The organism is Streptomyces sp. RLA131 (genome assembly GCF_056270125.1).
In genome coordinates, this window is the sequence record NZ_JBWDOQ010000002.1 from 1,684,289 (window position 1) to 1,701,824 (window position 17,536).

The following is a 17,536-nucleotide window of genomic DNA, read 5'->3' on the forward strand; positions in this document are numbered from 1 at the left end:
TAGATGCGATGCCCGAATACGAATTCAGAGAGATGTACGTGCCGCGGGGTGTGACCCGCAAGGAGGCACAACGGCTGTTGACCGACCAGGCGGAGTACGGCCACTGGGAGTTGGACCGGGTCCGCCTCTACCCCGACGGAAGCCGCAGGGTGCGGCTGCGCCGCCGGATCATCCGCCAGGTACGGGCTACGTGGTGAGACGACATGGAGCGGCGCCCCGTGATTCACGGGGCCCCGCTCCATGCTGCTCGAAACGCGCTCAACGCGCCCGTGGCATGAGTACCGGGATCAGACCCGGGCCTTGCGGGACCGGCGGAAGAGCACCGCGCCGCCCAGCAGCAGGCCGGCGCTGCTGAACAGCGTCAGACCCAGGTTCTCCGAGCCGGTGTGGGCCAGCTGCGGACCGCTCGGCCTCGACGGCACATTGACGACCGGCTTGCCCGGGTGTCCGGGCCTGACCGGGCGCTCCGGGGACTTCGGACCGTGGCCGGGGTGGTGGCCGTGGTGACCGTGGTGACCGTGTTCATGGCCGTGGCCGTGGCCGTGCTCGTGGCCGTGGCCGTGCTCTTGGCCGTGCCCGTGGCCGTGGCCGTGCTCGTGGCCGTGCTCATGGCCGTGGCCGTGCTCGTGGCCGTGCTCATGGCCGTGGCCGTGGCCGTGGCCGTGGCCGTGCTCGTGGCCGAAGCCGTTGACGCACGTGTTGCCGATCGCCCCGTTGCCCAGACCGACGACGTTCACCGAGTTGCCGCAGGCGTTGACCGGAACGTCAACGGGCACCTGGATGACGTTGCCCGAGCCGACGCCCGGTGAGCCCGCCGCGATGGCCTGCGCGTTGGCGCCGCCGCCGCGGTGACCGAAGCCGTCGTGGCCCGAACCGTCGTGGCCGAAACGGCCGTGGTCCGAACGGTCACGGTCGCCGCGCGAGCCGTGGTCGCCGTCGTGGTCCCAGCCGCCGCGCTCGGACCGGTGGCCGGAGCCGCGGTCGTTGCCGCGCTCCCAGCCGCGGTCGTTGCCGCGCTCCGACCGGTGGCCGAAGCCGTTGCGGTGACCCCGGACGTGGTGGTCGCCACCGCCGTTCACGCAGGTGTTGCCGGCCGCCGGGTTGAGCGCTCCGACGATGTTGATCGTGTTGCCGCACGCGTTCACCGGGACGTGGACGGGCACCTGGATGGTGTTCCCGGACAGCACACCCGGTGAGCCGGCGGCCACGCCCTGCGCGTTCGAGTCGGCGTAGGCCAGCCCGCCGGTAACCGCAAGCACACCGCTCGTGGCGACCACGGTGAGCAGGCCCTTCTTCGCGACCTGTCGCATGATTCTCCCTGCCTTGGTAAGGAACTTTGGAACAGACAGATGGGTCCTGGACCGCTGTCCGGTTCCCACCAGTAGCCGTCTCGGCCCCGGAACACCGGGATGGCGCTCCAGGGCCGAGCGGGGTCGGACCGTCAACCGGTCCGACGCAACGTCACTTGTTGATGCAGGTGTTGCCGATCGCGGGGTTGAGCAGCCCGACGACGTTGATGGTGTTGCCGCACAGGTTGACCGGGATGTGCACCGGAACCTGAATGACGTTGCCCGACAGCACACCCGGGGAACCGATAGCGGCCCCCTGAGCGTTGGCGTCGGCGACGGCCACGCCCGCACCTGCAGCCACAAGACCACCGGTGACAGCGGCAGCGGCGACGACCTTCTTGATCATTTTTCCTCCTCGTTGGCAAAACGGCCCCAGACCGCGGACCGCACAGGACTCAACGACGACAGAGGAGGCGGGCTACTACCGGCCGGATTCATTCACCCTTTTCGGCTAAACAGGCAGGGAGGCGTAACTATTGGGCAAATGTCGACCTGTCGTTTCCACCGCATGTGGCGGGCGGGAGGCGGTCAGCAGTCGTCGAGGAAACGGTCCAGCACCCGGACGCCGAACTTCAGGCCGTCCACCGGAACCCGCTCGTCCACGCCGTGGAACATCCCGGCGAAGTCCAGCTCCGGCGGCAGCTGGAGCGGCGCGAAGCCGAAGCAGCGGATCCCCAGGTCGTCGAAGGACTTCGCGTCCGTGCCGCCGGAGAGCATGTACGGAACGGCGCGGGCGATCGGGTCCTCGGCCTTGAGCGCCGCCTGCATGGCGTCCACCAGCGACCCGTCGAAGCCGGTCTCCAGCGCGATGTCGGAGTGCACGTCCTCCCGCTTGACCCGGGGGCCCAGGACCCGGTCGAGGTCGGCGAGGAACTCCTCCTCGTAACCCGGCAGGAAACGCCCGTCGACATGCGCGGTGGCCTGGCCCGGGATCACATTGACCTTGTACCCGGCGCCAAGCATCGTCGGGGCCGCCGTGTTCCGCAGCGTCGCGCCGATGATCTTGGCGATGCCGCCCAGCTTGGCCAGCGTCGCGTCCATGTCCTCCGGGTCGAGCTCGGTGCCCAGCGCGTCGGCCAGCTCGTCCAGGAACGACCGCACGGTCTTGGTGATCCGTACCGGGAACTTGTGCCGCCCCAGCCGGCCCACCGCCTCGCACAGCTCGGTGATCGCGTTGTCGTTGTTGGTCATCGACCCGTGGCCGGCCGTGCCCTCCACGGTCAGCCGCATCCAGTGCATGCCCTTCTGGGCCGTCTCGATCAGATACAGCCGCAGGTTCTCGTTGACCGTGAAGGAGAAGCCGCCGACCTCGCCGATGGCCTCGGTGACGCCCTCGAACAGCTCCGGGTGCTTGTCCACCAGGTGCCGCGCGCCGAAGACGCCGCCGGCCTCCTCGTCGGCGAGGAACGCCAGCACGATGTCGCGCGGGGGCCTGCGGCCGCTGCGCAGCCGGTCCCGTACGACGGCCAGCGTCATCGCGTCCATGTCCTTCATGTCGACCGCGCCGCGGCCCCACACGCAGCCGTCGGCCACCTCGCCGGAGAACGGGTGGTGCGTCCAGTCCTCGGCGTTGGCCGGTACGACGTCGGTGTGGCCGTGGATCAGCAGCGCCGGGCGCGAGGGGTCCTCCCCGGCGATCCGCGCCACCGTGGAGGCGCGGCCCTTGTGCGACTCGAAGATCCGGGGCTCCAGGCCGACCTCCGCGAGCTTCTCCGCCACGTACTCGGCCGCCGCGCGCTCACCCGGCCCCGAGTGGTCGCCGTAGTTGCTGGTGTCGATCCTGATCAGGTCCCGGCACAGGTCGACCACCTCGTCCTGGCCGGTGGTCGTACGGGCGGCCGCGTTCGTCTCGCTCACGCTGTCTCCTCCTCATTCGGGTTCCACCGCCATCCTCCCGCGCCTGTCCACCCCGGCGCCGCCCGGGAGCTCGATCACCGGTGATCGGGCACCCCCGAATGTTTGCTATCGTTTCCTACGTCGCGACGGCCGAGAGGCCGGCGGCGACACACCTGGTCCGGGTGGCGGAATGGCAGACGCGCTAGCTTGAGGTGCTAGTGCCCTTTATCGGGCGTGGGGGTTCAAGTCCCCCCTCGGACACTTTGCATTCTGTTATGTTCTACGGTCTTTTCACGCGGCGTTGTTCAACGCCCGTCGCCCGCTCCCGGCCTCCGGCCAGGCGCGGGTTTTTTCGTGCCCGGCACCCGGCGGCGTGCCGGGTGACCCGCTGCGTGACGGCGACCCCGCGGTGGTCAGCGGCCGGGGCCGGCATGGCCCAGCGGATGGCTGAAGCCCTGGTCGGCGATGAGCCGGGCGGCCCCGGTGAGTTCAGCGGCGAAGCGTTCGACGGCCTCGTACGGGAAGCGCTGGCTGGGTCCGCTGAGGGAGAGCGAGGCGATGACGGCGCCGGAGCGGCCGGTGACCGGGACGGCGACGGCGGTCAGGCCCTCGTCCCACTCGCTGCTGCTGACGGCGTAGCCGCGCCGGGCGGTCTCCTCGGCCGTCGCGCGCAGCCGGGCGGCGTAGGGCTCGCCCTGGGGTGAGGCGCCGGCGACCCGGCGCAGCAGCGCGTCGCCCGCGTCGCGCAGCAGGACCTTGGAGGAGGCGCCGGCCCACAGCGGCTGCTCGTCGCCGACGTCGACGACATGGCGCAGCGGGTGCGGGCTCTCCTCGTGGGCCACGCACACCCGCCGGATGTCGCGGGCGACGAAGAGGTTGACGGTCTCACCGAGCCGGTCGGCCAGATCCCGCATGACCGCGCGGGTCTCGCGCGGGACCTCCCACTGGCTGCGGGCCAGATAGGCCCAGCGCCACAGGCCGGGGCCCGCGGTGTAGCCGCCGGGGGCGGACCACAGCAGTCCGCTCTCCTCCAGGGTCTGGACCAGGCGCAGCACGGTGGTCTTGGGCAGCCCGGTGGCCTCGGTGATCTGCCGCAGGGTGAGCACCGGCCGGTCCTCCGTCAGCAGCGCCAGGATGTCCAGGGCCCGCCGTACGCTCCGCACTCCGCCGGCGCCGTCGGCCTCGCGGCCCGGCTCTCGGCCGCCCTTGTCGTCCAATGCCGCTGCCTCTCCGTGGCCCGGTCCGTTCCGGGGCGTCCTGAACGCACCTTATCCCCGCGCGTCCGCTCTGGTCCGCTGGGTGGAACGGGTTTCCCTGGTCTGCGCGACTGACCCGCCGTATTCTCTCCGTACAGCGGGTCATCTGGTCCACACAACGGACCATAGATCAAGCAGACCGGGCAGACCACGCCGTCGCGACCTGCTCGCCAGTCGGCTCGGTCCGCAGGAGGTCCGTGCCCGGGCGGCCGACCTCGGGCTGACCATCGACCTGTACCAGCCGATGCGCTACGTCGAGGCCCTGCCCGCCGAGCTGTTCGCCCGCGCTAAGCGCCGGGCCGAGCTGAAGTTCGACGTGATGCGGCGGCTCGGGGCCGATCTGCTGCTGGTGTGCTCCAGCGTCTCCCCCGAGGCCGTGGACGACGACGATCTCGCCGCCGCGCAGCTGCGGCTGCTCGCCGGGCGCGCCCACGAACACGGCATCCGCATCGCGTACGAGGCACTCGCCCGGGGGCGGCACATCAGTACCTACGACCACGCGTGGCGGATCGTCGAGCGGGCGGACCATCCGGCGCTGGGGGTGTGCCTGGACAGCTTCCACATCCTGTCCCGGGGCTCGGACCTGGCCGGTATCGACCGGATCCCGGGCGAGAGGATCTTCTTCCTGCAGCTCGCGGACGCGCCGCTGATGGCGATGGACGTGCTCCGGTGGAGCCGGCACCACCGCTGCTTCCCCGGGCAGGGCGGCCTCGATGTCGCGGCCCTGGTGCGGCACGCGGTGGCCGCGGGTTACCGGGGACCGCTGTCCCTGGAGGTCTTCAACGACGTCTTCCGGCAGGCCGAGGCGGGAAGCACCGCCGTCGACGCGCTGCGTTCCCTGATAGCGCTGGAGGAGAGCGCGGGGATCTCCGCCCTGCCGGCCCCCGTGGTGCCCACCGGGTTCGCCTTCGCCGAGCCGGCCACCCCCGACACCGGGCCCGTCGCCGCGCTGCTGGCGGCGCTGGGGTTCGTACGGACCGGCAGGCACTCCGGGAAACCGGTGGAGCTGTGGGAGCAGGGCGACCGGATCCTGCTCAACAGCGGCACCGCCACCCGCCGCGAGGGCACCGCGCCGGCGGTGAGTCGGCCTGGAGTCCCCCGACCCCGGGGCCGCCGTCAAGCGCGCCGAGTCGCTGCTCGCCCCGGTGCTGCCCCGGCGGCGGGCCGAGCAGGACGTGTCGCTGGACGCGATCGCCGCGCCGGACGGCACCGGGCTCTTCCTGTGCGCCACCCGCCGCCCGGGGCACCCCGACTGGACCCGCGACTTCGGGGCCGGCGCCACCGCCACCGCCACCGCCACCACGGGGACGCTGTCGCGGGTCGACCATGTGGCGCTCACCCAGCCGTGGCACCAGTTCGACGAGGCGGTCCTCTTCCACCGCGGTGTGCTCGGGCTCCAGCCGCACGAGAGCGTCGAACTGGCCGATCCGTACGGGCTGTTCCGCAGCCGTGCCCTGTCAGGCGGCGAGGGCGGGCTGCGGCTCGTCCTCAACCTCGCGCCCACGCCCGCGCAGGAGGACGCCCGGGCCCAGCACATCGCCTTCGCCACCGACGACATCACCGCCGCGGCGCGCGCGGTCCGGGCCGCCGGCGGCGCGCCGCTGGACATCCCGGCCAACTACCACGACGACCTGGACGCCCGGTACGAGTTCGCCGCCGGCGAGCTGGAGACGTACCGCGAGCTGGGCATCCTCTACGACCGCGACGAACAGGGCGGCGAGTTCCGGCACTTCTACACCGCGACCGTGGGCCGGGTCTTCTTCGAGGTCGTCCGGCGCACCGGCGGCTACCGGGGCTACGGCGCCGCCAACGCCCCCGTCCGCCTCGCCGCGCAGCGGGGCTGAACTCACGCGCCGCTCAGTCGTCCGCGTGGTGGCGGTCGGGGCGGACGGCTATGTGGTCCGGCTCCAGTTCCAGCATGACGCGGTCCCTGATGGCGAGGGCGTCGGTGAAGTCGCGGGGCAGCTGGAGGCGGCCGGCGCGGTCGACGGTGGCGTACTCGCGGGCGGTGACGGATTCCAGGCCGGATTCGTCGACCGTGGTGCGGCGCAGCACCTCGGAGGCGATGCGGCCGTCGCGCAGGGCGACGGTGCGGCGGACGGCGGAGGCGACGGTGAGGTCGTGGGTGACCACCACAACCGTGGTGCCGAGTTCCTCGTTGGCCTTGCGGAAGGCGTCGAAGACCTGATCGGCGGTGGCGGAGTCCAGTTCGCCGGTGGGTTCGTCGGCCAGGACGACGGACGGGGAGTTGGCCAGGGCCACGGCGATGGCGGTGCGCTGCTGTTCGCCGCCGGACATCTGGTGCGGGCGCCGGTCCGCGCAGTGGGCGACCCCGAGCATCCCGAGCAGGTCGTCGGCGCGGGCCGCGCGCCCGCGCCGGCCGCGCGGGCCGCCGCTCAGCCGCATGGGCAGGACGACGTTCTGCGTGGCCGTCAGATAGGGCAGCAGATTGCGGGCCGTCTGCTGCCACACGAAGCCGACCACCTCGCGGCGGTAGCGCAGCCGGGCCGCGGCGTCCATGGCCAGCAGGTCGAATCCGGCGACGGAGGCGGCCCCGGCGGTCGGCACGTCGAGCCCGGCGAGGATGCCGAGCAGGGTGGACTTGCCGCTGCCGGACGCGCCCACCAGTGCCATGAGTTCACCCCTGGCGACCAGCAGATCGAGGCCCTGGAGGGCCTGCACCTCGACGCCGTCGGCGGTGAAGATCCGTACCAGCCGGTCGCAGGCGATCAGCGTGTCCTGACCGTGGCCGGGGCCTTCGCGCCGCTCGGTGGCGCGGCGCTCCAGCTCCGCCAGCGTGATCGCGGTCGCCGTCGCCGTCGTGGTGTGCTGTGCCGGGTCCGTCATGCCCGTTCCCCCATTCTGAGTTCGGCGCCCTCGCCGCCGCGTCCGGTCAGCCAGGCCTGCGCCGCCAGGATGACGCCGGCCAGCAACAGCAGGCCTGCCGACGGCAGCAGCAGCGCGGCCGGGTCGGTCCGCAGGACCGTGCCGGCGGTCCCGGCGGCCGGGGTGCGGGCGGCGAAGGCGAGTGCGGTGAGGTCGACGCCGGGGCGCAGCAGGGGGATCACGGCCAGGCCGACCAGGATTCCGCCGGCCGCCCCGAGCAGGGTCTGCGGCAGCATTTCGAGGAGTGCCAGGCCCTGGCACTGGCGGCGGCTCATGCCCATGGTGCGCAACCGGGAGAGCAGCGCGCCGCGTTGCGGGGCGCTCCGCAGCAGCGAGAGCAGCAGGGCCAGGGCGCTGTAGCCGGCGCCCGCCGCGACCGCCGTGAGATAGACCTGCCGGGCGCCGGTCTGCAGGGGCGTGGCACCGTACCGGGCGTACACCTCGGACCGCAGGGCGACCGGGACGGGGTGCGGAGCCCGCTTCACCGCGGCGCGCAGCGCGCCGGCGTCCAGGTGCGGCCCCGTGACGTACAGCGCGGTGGGCCGGGCCTGGGCCATGGCGTACGCCGGGACGACGACGAAGTCGCCGTCGGGGGCCGCCGGGGTGCTGTCCAGGACCGCGGCGACCCGGATCCGGGTCGCGCCCGAGGAGGCGTCGGCGGCGGCGGTGGAGTCACCGAACTCCTTGGCCAGGCGCGGTGACACGACCGCCGGGACGGCGCCGTGGCCGGCCCCGCGGGTCAGCGCGACCGTGGGGAAGGGGGTGCCGGGGGCGGTGCGGGCGGTGAGCCGGGCGTACGCGGCCGGTTCCACGACGAGCAGCTCGTACGGGGTCCCCCGGGCCTCGGTGGTCAGTGCCTCGGTGTGCACGGCCACCACGTCCCGTACGCCGTCGACCCGCTTGACGCGTGCCGCCAGCCCGTCCGGCAGGGTGCTCGGCGCACCGGCCGAACCGGCCGCACCGACCCGGGCGTCGGCGCCGACAGCGGTCAGCGCCGCCCGGTCGCGGCCCGCCGCCACCCCGGCCAGCACGGAACCGCCGAACGACGTGACCGTCAGCGCCGTCAGCACCGCCAGCAGCGGCAGTGCGGCGCCGGCGGGGGCCCGGCCGGCCCGGGCCAGGCCCAGGTGGGCGACGGCGCCGGGGAGCCGGGCGGCGGGGCGGGCCAGCAGGCGCAGCGGCAGCGGGTACAGCCGCAGCAGCACCAGGGCCACCGCCGCCGCGACCAGTACCGGGGCGGCGGCGGTCAGCAGGTCGGCGCCGCCGTCCGCGGTGCCCCGCCTGCGCAGTGCCAGGACCGCGCCGGTGACGACCACGGCCAGGGTCAGTTCGGCGACCGTACGGCGGCGCGAGGGCCGGGCGGTGGCGACGTCCTCGCGCGCGACGGGGCGGGGCCTGCGGTGGGCGGCCACGGCCCGTACCGGCAGCGCCAGTGAGGCGACGGCCGCGACGAGGGCGGCGAGCAGCAGCGCGGTCGCGTACCGCTCGGTGGGCAGCAGGAACAGCGCGAGTACGGCCCCGGCCGTGGCGGCGGGCACGGCGACCGCGGCGCTCTCGCCGAGCAGCCGGGCGCCGATGCCGGTCAGGGCGGCGCCGCGGGCCCGCAGCAGGGTCAGTTCGGGGCGGCGGCGGGCGGCGGCCAGGGCGCCGGTCATGAGCAGCACGCAGGCGGCGACCGCGCCGACACCGACGGCGGCGACCAGCACCAGCGGCTGCGCGGCGGCCCGTTCGCGGGCGAAGGAGGCGAGCAGGACGCTCAGACCGCCCTCCTCGACGGCCACCCCGGGCTGCGCCGCGCGGGCCTGGAGCCGGGTCGCCGCCGGGCCGTCGGTCAGTGCGCTCAGTTCGGCGCGCAGGGCGGGGACCTGGCGGGCGGTCAGGGCCGCGGTGTCGGCCTCGTGGTGCCAGTAGAGCCGGGCGCCGCCGTGGAGGGTGAGCAGGAGGGCGGTGGCGTCGTCGTCGATCAGGGCGGTGAAGTGCCAGTAGTACGTGGGCTCGCCGCCGGGCATCGAGGGCGGCACGGTGACCAGGGTCGGCGCCCGCAGGTCCTCCTCGGCGTTCCAGTAGGGCGTGCCGGGGGCGCGGGGCCGCACGATGCCGGTGATGCGTACGGTCAGCGGCGCGCCGGTGGCGTCGGTGAGGTGGACGGCGGAGCCCGCGCGCAGGCCGAGCCGCCGGGCGGTCGCGGTGGTGAGTGCCGCCTCGACGGTGCCGGCGGTGGTGGCGCCGCCGGTGGTCGTACGGGCGCCGGGCAGGCGTCCGCTGACCAGCCGGGTGTGCGCGGCCAGACCGGGCTGCGCGACCAGGGTGGTCTGCGGGTCGAGCCGCGGGGTGGGCCGGGGCAGTCCCGGGTCACCGGCCGTGACGCCCTGCGCGTTCCGTACCCCGTATACCGCGTTCACCTTCTCCGGCCGGCCCAGCGCCGACCCGGCGAGCCGCCGGAACTCCTTCTCGGTCGCGGACATCGCGCCGGGCTTCACCAGCCCCTGTGCGCCGCCCGGCCCCGGCATCCACGACGTCCACGACAGCGTGGTCTCCATGCTGACGCCGCGGTCGGCCGGCGGGGCGCTGTCCAGCGCGTCGCGCAGGGCCGCGTTCTCGTAGCCGTCGACGGCACGTGGCAGCCCGGCGGCCAGGAAGGCGGTGACCAGCACCAGCACGGCGAGCGCGAGCGCGCCGCCGGGGGCGGCCCGCAGCCGGGTACGTATCCAGGGCGCCTCGGCGCGGCCGGGCCCCGGGCCGCGTCCGGGCCCGGGGCCGCGTCCGGGGCCTGCTCCGGCTCCAAATCCGGCTCCGGCTCCGGCTCCGGCTCCGGAACGTGATCGGGTCATCGGTCACTCACCCCCTTGCCGGCGCAGCGCCCGGGCGGGGTCGCCCGGCCGCAGCGCGGTCACCACGACGACGAGCAGCGGCACCACCGCCACCGCGGCCAGCAGCCGCAGCAGCGGCCCGGCCGGCAGCTGGACCAGGACCGGCGGGACGGGGTGGCGGGCCTGCGCGGTGAGCACGATCAGCGGGACGACGAGGCGGGTCAGCACTCCGCCCAGTGCCACCCCGATGCCCACGGCGACCAGCACCAGCAGCCCCTGCTCGGCGGCGATCACCCGGGCCAGGCCGCCCCGGGAGGCGCCCAGTGCGCGCAGCACCGCGAACTCCCCGGCACGTTCCCTCACGGCACCGGCCGCGGAGACCGCGAAGCCGGCGGCGGCCAGCAGTACGGCGGCCACGACGGCGGCCGGGAGCGCCGACTGCGGGCCGGCGCCGAGCGGGTCGGCGCTCAGCTTCCGCCGCTCCTCGGCCCGGACCAGGACGGAGTCGGTGTCGCTGCGGTCGCGCAGCGCGGCGGTGACCCGGGGGCCGGCGCCGGGGGCGGTGGCCAGCCACCATTCGCCGGGTTGCAGGCCGCCCAGCTCCTGGTCCCCCAGGACGCGGTTGACGGCGCGGAGGTCGAGCAGCAGGGCGCCCCCGTCGGTGCCGGAACTCCCGGTGCCGCCGTCGCTGCCGTCCTGGGTGCCGTCGGCGCCGGTGCCGGTGCCGGTGCCGGGCAGGGACCGGACGACGCCCGTGATGCGGACGGTCAGCTCGGTGCTCGCCAGGCTGATCTTCACCGAGTTCCCGGTCCGGGCCCCGGTGGCGCGCAGGAAGGCGTCGTCGGCGACCCCGGACAGCGCCGGGGCGGCCCGGACGTCGGGGCGCAGGGTGAGGGTGGCGCCGTCGGACCCCTGGTCGGCGAACTCCTGGAACGGCTCCTGCCCGGTGTCGTACCGCACGGACAGCGGCGTGCCCGTGCTCGAACTCGGCTTCCGGGAATGGGCGTTGGCGTAACCGTTGGTGGCGATCCGCGGGAAGTCGTCGTTGTCGACCGCCGTGGCGGCGCTCCACCGCGAGCCTGCGGGCACCGGGACGGCCCGGGTGCCGCCGCCGTCCATGACGGCGCGCAGGCCGGCGACGACCAGCCGGTGGTGCTCGGTCCGCCTCGGGACGAGGTAGTCGGCCCGGAGGCCGGTGAGCCGCAGCGGGCCGGCCGGGGCGGCCCCGGCGGCGAGCCCGGCCTCGGCGGCGAAGTCGGCGGTCAGGACGTGCGGTTCGCCGTCGGAGAGCAGGTCGCCCAGACGGAAGGAGTAGCGCACGCCGTAGCGGTCCTCGACGGTCGCGGTGAGGGTGTCGGTGACGCCGCCGTGGCCGCCGGCCGGCCCCGTGGAGGTCAGCCGCGCGGTGATCCGCAACCGGGCGGTGCCGTCGGGCAGGACGAACCCGCCGCTGTCGCCGTCCTCCGCGTGCAGCGGCGCCAGCAGCCGCGGCACCGACCGGTCGGCCAGGTCGCCGCGCAGCCGCAGCACCTTGGCGGCGGCCGCGGTGTCCATGGTCAGAGCGGTCGCGGTGCGCTCCTGCGACAGCGGTACGTCGGTCCGGTTGACGGGCACCGCCGTGGTGATCCCCCGCGTGCCGTCGTACACCCCGCCCTGGCCGAACGGCGAGGTGGTCGAGCCGGTGACCCGTACGTCGGCGCCCACCGCGAAGTCCGCCTGGTCACGCTGCGACCGGGCCCAGCTGGAGGCGTCGCCGACCGCGAACATGCCCATCGCCACGGCGAGTACGAGCAGCAGCGCCGGACCGCTGCCCCGGGCAGGCCGCCGGGACAGCTGCCAGCCGGTCAGTGCCGTCGGCAGGCCGCGCGCCAGGACCGCCAGCCGTTCACCCAGCCGGGCGGCGAGCGGCAGCAGCCGCAGGGCCACGACCGTACCGGCGAGCAGGCACAGGGCGGGCGCGGCCACCAGCACCGGGTCCACGCCGAGCGCCCCGGCGGAGTCGGCGGTCAGTGCCCCGGCCCCCGAACCCCGCCGGGACAGCTGCCAGTACGCGAGCCCGGCGATCGCGGCGAGCCCCAGGTCCGCCCCGGCCTGTACGGCCCCGGGCAGTGGCCCGCGCCGGGCCCCGGCGGCCCGTTCGGCGGCGTATCCGGCGGGGCGGCGCAGTGCGGGCCCGGCCACGGCCACCGCGCAGGCCAGGGCCGTGGCGGCGGCCACCCACCAGGCGCCGGCCGGCCCGCCGACGCGCACGCCCGCCCGGTCGGCCAGCAGCCGCATCAGCGGCCCGGCCAGCAGCGGCGCCGTCACGGCCGCCGGCACCGCCAGCAGCAGGGCCTCCGCTCCCGCCAGTCCCGCCACCCGGCCGCGCGAGGCGCCCCGGGCCCGCAGCAGCGCGGTCTCCCCGGCGCGTTCGCGGGCCAGCAGCCCGGCGACCAGCAGCAGCGCGAAGGCGGCCACCAGGCCCAGCTGGAGCGTGCCGATCAGCAGCGTGGAGCGGCTCACCAGCAGGGTGCCGCGCAAAGTGGTCAGCAGCTCGGGCAGATCGCTGCGCGCCGACGCGGCACCGTCCTGTGACGTGTCGCCGAGGCGCTTGACGCCCCGTACGACCGCCTTGCGCAGCGGCTCGATCCGGTCCGGCGTGATGGTGGAGAAGTCGGCGCGGGCCTGCCAGGACATCGCGACCGCCGCGACCCGCCCGGAGTCGAAGACCCCGGGGTCGGCGAGCAGCGGCCCGTACGTGGTGAACGCCGAGGTGGACACCCCCCGGCCGCCGAGCGTGTCGAGCCGCCAGTACGGGGAGGTGCGGTCGACCGGACGGTAGACGCCGGTCAGCCGCACGCGCAGCGCCGGGCCGCCCAGCCGGTCGGTGAGGGTGAACTCGTCCCCCGCCCGTACCCCCAGCAGCCTGGCGGCGGTCTCGGGCACGGCGACCGGCACGGCGCCGTGCCCGGGTGCCTTGCCCGGGCGGCTGCCCTCGGTCATCGTCACCCGGGTGCGGTCGAAGGTGGCCAGCAGCGTCAGGTCCGGGTCGGCGCTCCTCGCCGCCCCGGCGGGGCGCAGCGCGCGCGGCAGCGCGTAGGGCCCCGAACGTGTGCTGGCCGCCACCCGCACCGGCAGCCCGTCGTACGCCCGCGCGGCCGCTTTCCGTACGCTCGCGTCCATGCGCACGCGGTCCCGGCCGCCGACGTCCGCCTGCACCTCGACGAGGCTGCGCGGATCCGACCGGTCCTGCAGACCGCGGCGCAGTCCGGCCTCACCGATCGCCCCGCCGTAAGCGGCGAGGGCGGCCAGCACACAGGTCGTCAGGACCACCGAGAGCAGCGCCGAGCACAGCAGCAGCCGGTGCGCGCGCACGCGCAGCAGCAGAAACCCCGTCACCCGGTCACCCGGTCATCCCGTCACCCCGTTACCCGACGCCTCGACGCCCCGACGCCCCGACACAGGGTGTCCCCCTCGGCACCGCAGCCGACCCTACCCCGGGCGTACGCTGACCGTCATGAGCGGGGGAACGCGGGAACAGCGCGAGCACGGGGAGCAGCGGGGGCAGGGGGCGAACCGGGGCACGGCGGTCCGGGACGACCCGGCGGCGGGCGGCATGGTGGTCGTCGAGGACCTGGTGAGGACGTACGGCAGCGGGGACACCGCGGTGCGCGCGGTGCGCGGGGTGTCCTTCACCGTGGCGCGCGGTGAACTGGTCGCGCTGCGCGGGCGGTCCGGCTCCGGGAAGACCACCCTGCTCAATCTGGTCGGCGGCCTCGACCGCCCCGACTCGGGCCGGGTCACGGTGGACGGCACCGAGGTGGCGGGGCTCGGAGAGAAGGAGCTGCTGGCGCTGCGCCGGGACCGGATCGGTTTCATCTTCCAGTCCTTCGGTCTGCTGCCCATCCTCACCGCCGCCGAGAACGTCGCCGTGCCCCTGCGGCTGCGCAGGGCCGAACGCCGCGAGCGTGAGGAGCGCACCGCCCTGCTGCTGGCCCTCGTCGGCCTCGAAGGTCACGCCGCGCAGCGCCCGGGCGAGCTCTCCGGCGGTCAGCAGCAGCGCGTCGCGATCGCCCGCGCGCTCGCCAACCGGCCCGCCCTGCTCATCGCCGACGAGCCGACCGGTCAGCTCGACGCGGAGACCGGCCGCTCCGTGATGGAACTGCTGCGGGCCGTCGTGCGCGCCGAGGGCGTCACCGCGCTGGTCGCCACGCACGACCCGCAGCTGATCGAACTCGCCGACCGGGTACTGGAACTGCGGGACGGCCGGATCGTCCAGGAAGGGTGACGTCCGGGCTCACGGCTCTACCGCACCACGGCACTACAGCACTACCGCGCCCGGGCCTCGCGCCACGCGCGGACGAGGTCCTCGACGTCGTAGGGCTTCAGATTGAGCGGCGGCCCGGCGGGCGGCAGGCGCAGCGCGGCGCGGATCTTCTCGTTGACGTTCTCGATGATCACGCGCACCTGGTGTTCGGTCGCGGCGGCGGAGGCGGCCTCCAGGGCGTCCTCGGCCTCCTTGCGCAGGGCCAGCGCGGGCGGCAGCGCGCTCAGCTGCTCGCGGTGCATCTTCTGCTTGATCCACCACAGCTCGTCGTAGGGCCGGTCCAGGGCGGGCAACGGTTGGCCGAAGCCGGGCAGGTCCCTGAAGTCGCCGCGATCCGCCGCTTCGCGGATCTGTTTGTCGACGAATGACTCGAAGCTGACACCGGGTGGCTTGCGCTCTGTCACCCTTCCGAGGTTACAGTCCGGCCATGTCCTTCCGCAGCCGGCCAGACGACGACGTCCCCGCCGACTCCCCCTTCGGCATCGCCAACCTCCCGTACGGGGTGTTCACCACCGCCGACCGCCCCGGGGACCGCCGTATCGGCGTCGCCTACGGGCGGTACGTCCTCGACGCGGGCGCCGCGGCACGGGCGGCGGGCGCGCCGGACCCGCTGCTGGAAGCCGCCACGCTCAACCCGCTGCTGGCGGCGGGCCGGCCGGTCTGGACGGCGGTACGGGCCCGCCTCACCGCGTGGCTGACCGACCCCGCCCCGCGGGCGGCGGTGGGACCGCATCTGGTGCCGCGCGACTCCGTCGCCCTGCATCTGCCCTTCGAGGTCGCCGACTACGCCGACTTCTACGCCTCCGAGCACCACGCGGCCAACCTGGGCCGTATCTTCCGCCCGGGCGGCGAGCCGCTCACCCCCAACTGGAAGCACCTGCCGATCGGCTACCACGGCCGGGCCGGCACGGTCGTGGTCTCCGGCACCCCGGTGGTCCGCCCCAGCGGCCAGCGCAAGGCGCCGGACGAGGCGGTGCCCGCCTTCGGGCCCACCCGGCGCCTGGACATCGAGGCCGAGCTCGGCTTCGTGGTGGGCGGCCCGACGGCCCTGGGCGAGCCGGTGCCCCTGGACCGGGCCGACGACCATGTCTTCGGTGTCTGCCTGGTCAACGACTGGTCCGCCCGCGACATCCAGGCCTGGGAGTACGTGCCGCTGGGGCCCTTCCTCGGCAAGTCCTTCGCCACCTCGGTCTCCCCGTGGGTGGTGCCCCTGGAGGCCCTCGCCGCCGCCCGGGTGGCCCCGCCGCCGCGCGACACCGAGCCGCTGCCCTACCTGGACGACCGCACGTCCCCTCCCGCCGGGCTGGACATCGCCCTGGAGGTCCGGCTCAACGGCACGCTCGTCTCCCGGCCCCCGTTCGCCTCCATGTACTGGACGTACGCGCAGATGCTGGCCCATCTGACCGCGAACGGCGCCTCGCTGCGCGCCGGCGACCTCTTCGCCTCCGGCACCGTCAGCGGCCCCGGGGCCGGCACCCGGGGCGCCCTGATCGAGCTGACCTGGAACGGCGCGGAGCCGATCGCCCTGGCCGACGGTTCCCGGCGCACCTTCCTGGAGGACGGCGACGAGGTCACCATCACCGCGACCGCCCCGGGCACCGACGGGGTCCGTATCGCCCTGGGCGAGGTCACCGGCCGGGTACGGCCCGCGGTGTGACGGCGCCGCCGGCCGACGCCGGCGGCCGCCGGCCGGGCTCGGCGGGCTGGTTGCTCTGGTCGGGCTGGTCAGGCTGGTCAGGGCTGGGGTCCGGTCGCAGCCAGGTGGTCAGGGCCCACCACCAGTGCAGGGTGCCCAGCGGCCCGGACCGGCCCTCGGAGAGGGTGTCGGTGAGCGACTCCCCGGTGATCTGCTGGAGCCGGCCGAGCCGGTACCGGACGGTGTTGGGATGGGTGAACAGGGCCGCCGCGGTCTGGTCCAGGCGCCTGCCGTGGTCGAGGAACGTCAGGGCGGTGAGCGCGATCTGACGGTGGAAACCGTCCGACCGGTCGAGGGATCCCAGCAGCCCGCGGCTCAGGTACGAGCCCAGCAGCGGCTGTTCCGCCAGGGCGATCTCACCGGCGAAGTCCGTGAGATCGCGCAGTCCGCGCAGCCCCCGCCGGCTGCCGATGTCCAGGGCGCGGACGCAGAGCCGGTGCACCGGGCGCAGTTCGTCCAGGGCGGTGACCGGCGAGACCACGACCAGGGCGCCCCCGGTGATCTCCTCGCTCCTGGGCATCCGGGGGCTCAACCCCACCAGGTGCCCGTCGACCAGCCCGGAGATCCCGCGCAGCGACGAGAGCCCGCGGGTGAGCAGACGTGTGTGCGCGGGATCGCCGGCCTCGGAGACCAGGCAGTGGTGCACCCCGTCCGGCCGTATCCCGGCCTTCGCCAGGTCCTCGGGGGCCGGGGGCGCGTCGCCCGCCAGCAACCGGCGCAGCAGCCGGGTCCGTGTCTCGTCGGCCGCGTGGGGCATGCCCTGCTCGGCGGCGCGGTATCCGTGGACCACATGACGCTGGAGTGCGTCGCCGTACTCCTTCAGCCGCAGGACCGCGGTGAGCAGCACGGCGTCGGGCACCCCGGCGGACCGGCAGCGGTCGACGGTGATCTCCACCGCGCGGGCGAGGGCGGCCTGGACGCCGCGCAGTACGGCGGTCATCGGGACGCGCTGCCCGGCCCGGTCGGTGCCCAGCAGCAGGGCGGCGGCGAAGTCCTGCTCCTCGGCCCGGTCGAAGGTGGCGAACCACTCACCGGCGGCGGTGACCAGGGCGGCGACATGCCGGCGGCTCTCCGCCTCGGTGAGCCGGGCCACGTCGGGCGCGTGGGTCCTCGCCGCCCGTACGAGCTCGCCGCACACGTCCGCGTCGGCGGCCATGACCCGCAGGATCCCGGTGACCGGCCCGTACTGCGGCTCGGGCTGCGGGCCGTGCTGCGACTCGTGCTGGGCGCTGACCGTCATGAGCCCCGCCTTTCTCCGTCCGGGCGCTGTCGCCGGGCCACAACGACGGGGCGGACGCGTTGACGCCCGGCCACTACCGCACGCGCGTGGCGAACTGATTATCTGTGAGCTACCGCACAGTAACAGCGCGGTCATTCCCACAACACCCTCCACGAGC

12 protein-coding genes, 1 tRNA gene and 1 pseudogene are annotated in these 17,536 nt (G+C 74.8%); 5 read left to right on the forward strand and 9 right to left on the reverse strand.

Annotated features, from left to right (window positions below):
* The first annotated feature begins 8 nt into the window (after nt 1-8).
* Nucleotides 9-197 (forward strand): DUF5703 family protein, encoded by a 189-nt coding sequence (locus RWE79_RS08635; RefSeq protein ID WP_475939430.1) that lies wholly within the window; start codon nt 9-11, stop codon nt 195-197.
* 90 nt (nt 198-287) lie between these two features.
* On the opposite strand, the gene RWE79_RS08640 is transcribed toward RWE79_RS08635, so the two are convergent.
* The 3 genes from RWE79_RS08640 to RWE79_RS08650 form a co-directional block, all read right to left on the reverse strand.
* A complete protein-coding gene (locus RWE79_RS08640) occupies nt 288-1,310 on the reverse strand; it encodes a chaplin (protein WP_475939431.1) in 1,023 nt (340 codons plus the stop codon).
* 151 nt (nt 1,311-1,461) lie between these two features.
* The gene (locus RWE79_RS08645; RefSeq protein WP_475939432.1) at nt 1,462-1,695 is read right to left on the reverse strand and encodes a chaplin; all 234 of its coding nucleotides are present in this window, start codon (nt 1,693-1,695) and stop codon (nt 1,462-1,464) included.
* A gap of 182 nt (nt 1,696-1,877) precedes the next feature.
* Entirely contained in the window at nt 1,878-3,206 is a 1,329-nt protein-coding gene (locus RWE79_RS08650) for a M20/M25/M40 family metallo-hydrolase (protein ID WP_475939433.1), read from the reverse strand.
* A 155-nt stretch (nt 3,207-3,361) separates the two neighbouring features.
* Here RWE79_RS08650 and RWE79_RS08655 point away from each other — a divergent pair.
* Nucleotides 3,362-3,446, forward strand: a tRNA-Leu gene (locus tag RWE79_RS08655).
* A 152-nt stretch (nt 3,447-3,598) separates the two neighbouring features.
* Here the strand turns inward: RWE79_RS08655 and RWE79_RS08660 are convergent.
* Nucleotides 3,599-4,402, reverse strand: a complete 804-nt coding sequence (locus tag RWE79_RS08660) for an IclR family transcriptional regulator (RefSeq protein ID WP_475939434.1) — start codon at nt 4,400-4,402, stop codon at nt 3,599-3,601.
* A 199-nt stretch (nt 4,403-4,601) separates the two neighbouring features.
* On the opposite strand from RWE79_RS08660, the pseudogene RWE79_RS08665 reads away from it, so the two are divergent.
* Nucleotides 4,602-6,285: pseudogene (locus tag RWE79_RS08665) on the forward strand (TIM barrel protein); the annotation flags it as partial.
* Nucleotides 6,286-6,298: 13 nt separating this feature from the next.
* On the opposite strand, the gene RWE79_RS08670 reads toward RWE79_RS08665, so the two are convergent.
* The 3 genes from RWE79_RS08670 to RWE79_RS08680 are packed head-to-tail and all read right to left on the reverse strand — an operon-like array spanning nt 6,299 to nt 13,515.
* Nucleotides 6,299-7,288 (reverse strand): ATP-binding cassette domain-containing protein, encoded by a 990-nt coding sequence (locus RWE79_RS08670; protein WP_475939435.1) that lies wholly within the window; start codon nt 7,286-7,288, stop codon nt 6,299-6,301.
* The gene (locus RWE79_RS08675; protein WP_475939436.1) at nt 7,285-10,158 is read right to left on the reverse strand and encodes an FtsX-like permease family protein; all 2,874 of its coding nucleotides are present in this window, start codon (nt 10,156-10,158) and stop codon (nt 7,285-7,287) included. The genes RWE79_RS08670 and RWE79_RS08675 overlap by 4 nt, the downstream gene beginning before the upstream one ends.
* A 3-nt stretch (nt 10,159-10,161) precedes the next feature.
* On the reverse strand, nt 10,162-13,515 hold the full coding sequence (locus tag RWE79_RS08680; protein WP_475939437.1) for an FtsX-like permease family protein: 3,354 nt from the start codon (nt 13,513-13,515) through the stop codon (nt 10,162-10,164).
* A 217-nt stretch (nt 13,516-13,732) separates the two neighbouring features.
* On the opposite strand from RWE79_RS08680, the gene RWE79_RS08685 reads away from it, so the two are divergent.
* Nucleotides 13,733-14,404, forward strand: a complete 672-nt coding sequence (locus RWE79_RS08685; RefSeq protein WP_475945687.1) for an ABC transporter ATP-binding protein — start codon at nt 13,733-13,735, stop codon at nt 14,402-14,404.
* Nucleotides 14,405-14,445: 41 nt separating this feature from the next.
* Here the strand turns inward: RWE79_RS08685 and RWE79_RS08690 are convergent, their stop codons facing one another.
* On the reverse strand, nt 14,446-14,847 hold the full coding sequence (locus RWE79_RS08690) for a DnaJ family domain-containing protein (RefSeq protein WP_475939438.1): 402 nt from the start codon (nt 14,845-14,847) through the stop codon (nt 14,446-14,448).
* Between the two features lie 23 nt (nt 14,848-14,870).
* Here RWE79_RS08690 and fahA point away from each other — a divergent pair, with 23 nt between their 5' ends.
* Complete coding sequence (gene fahA / locus RWE79_RS08695; RefSeq protein ID WP_475939439.1) at nt 14,871-16,100, forward strand: fumarylacetoacetase; 1,230 nt, start codon at nt 14,871-14,873, stop codon at nt 16,098-16,100.
* Here the strand turns inward: fahA and RWE79_RS08700 are convergent.
* Entirely contained in the window at nt 16,072-17,379 is a 1,308-nt protein-coding gene (locus RWE79_RS08700) for a PucR family transcriptional regulator (RefSeq protein ID WP_475939440.1), read from the reverse strand. The two genes, fahA and RWE79_RS08700, sit on opposite strands and share 29 nt — an antisense overlap.
* Nucleotides 17,380-17,536 lie beyond the last annotated feature (157 nt).